The 1,291-nt window shown below is 73.5% G+C and carries 2 protein-coding genes; one reads left to right on the forward strand and one right to left on the reverse strand.

Going from position 1 to position 1,291, the window contains the following annotated elements; genetic code table 11:
* Positions 1–88 precede the first annotated feature (88 nt).
* Positions 89–322, forward strand: coding sequence for a helix-turn-helix transcriptional regulator (locus ACFVHV_RS43800; protein ID WP_359913507.1), 234 nt, complete (start codon positions 89–91; stop codon positions 320–322).
* 17 nt (positions 323–339) lie between these two features.
* On the opposite strand, the gene ACFVHV_RS43805 is transcribed toward ACFVHV_RS43800, so the two are convergent.
* On the reverse strand, positions 340–1,291 hold a 952-nt coding region (locus ACFVHV_RS43805; RefSeq protein ID WP_380359492.1), incomplete at its 5' end, for a putative bifunctional diguanylate cyclase/phosphodiesterase.

The raw sequence follows: 1,291 nt of genomic DNA on the forward strand, positions 1-1,291 counted from the left end.
GGTCAAGGAACCTTGACCTCCGCTTGGGGTCCCCGTCCGCTGATCGCGTGCCAGACTGTGCGCCCCGCAGGCCGATGAGGAGAGTTCGGTGGATCTGGCGCGCCCCCTGATCGAGGACTTCCCCGCCCATCCGGACGGCGACCCGGCCGAGGCCCTGGCCCGCGCCGTCCGTGCCCGCCGCGGCGACCTCGGCCTCACCCTCGGCGACCTCGCCGCCCGGGCGGGCCTCCCGGAGGCCGACGTCCGGGCCGTCGAGGCCGGGCACGCGAGGCCCACGCTGGCGCTGCTCACGGTGCTGTCGCACGCGCTGCGCAAGGAGTAGCGGGGGCGGGCCGCCGTTCAGGCGGGTTCGTAGGAGGTCCGCCGGACCAGGGCGCGGGCCTGCGGCGAGTCCATGGGGTGGGCGAAGAGGTACCCCTGGCCGAGCGGGCAGCCCATGGCGGCGAGCAGGTCGCGCTGGTCGGCGTGCTCGATGCCCTCGGCGATCACCTGGACGCCGAGGGTGTCGGCGATCCGGGTGATGCCCTCGACCAGGGCGTACTGCTGGGGCGAGTGGCCGAGGCCGTCGATGAAGGACTTGTCGATCTTGAGCAGGGAGATCGGGAACTCGCGCAGGTAGGACAGCGAGGAGTAGCCGGTGCCGAAGTCGTCGATGGCGATGCCGACGCCGAGGCCGGACAGGGTGGCCATGTCGGCGTGGATGCGGTCGTCGCGGCGCATCAGTACGGACTCGGTCAGCTCCAGCACCAGCGTGTGCGGGTCGATGCCGGTGGTGGCCAGGGCCCGGCGGACCACGTCCACGAACCCGGCGTCGCGGAACTGCCGGGCCGAGACGTTGACGTTGACCCGCAGCGGCGGCCGGCCGGCGGCGGAGCGGACCGCCGAACTCGCGGCGTGCCAGGCCGCGACCTCCTGGGCGGCGCGCTCCAGCACCCAGGCGCCGAGCGGGACGATCTGGCCGCTCTCCTCGGCCAGGGCGATGAACTCGTCGGGCAGCACCATGCCGCGGCGGTCGTGCGGCCAGCGGACCAGCGCCTCGAAGGCGACCAGGTCCCCCGAGCGCAGGTCGACGATCGGCTGGTAGTACAGCTGGAAGGCCGATTCCGCGATCGCCGAGTCGAGGTGCTCGTTCAGCTCGTGCCGCTCCACCATCCCGGTCTGCAGGGCCGGCCGGTAGTGGCGCCACTGACGGCGGCCGGCCGCCTTGGCGGAGTAGAGCGCGAGGTCGGCGTGGGTGAGCAGCTCGGTCGCGTCCACGCTGTCCTCGGTGGTCGCCACGCCGATGCTGGCC

Source organism: Kitasatospora sp. NPDC127116, assembly GCF_042677365.1.
GTDB classification, from domain to species: domain Bacteria; phylum Actinomycetota; class Actinomycetes; order Streptomycetales; family Streptomycetaceae; genus Kitasatospora; species Kitasatospora lactacystinica.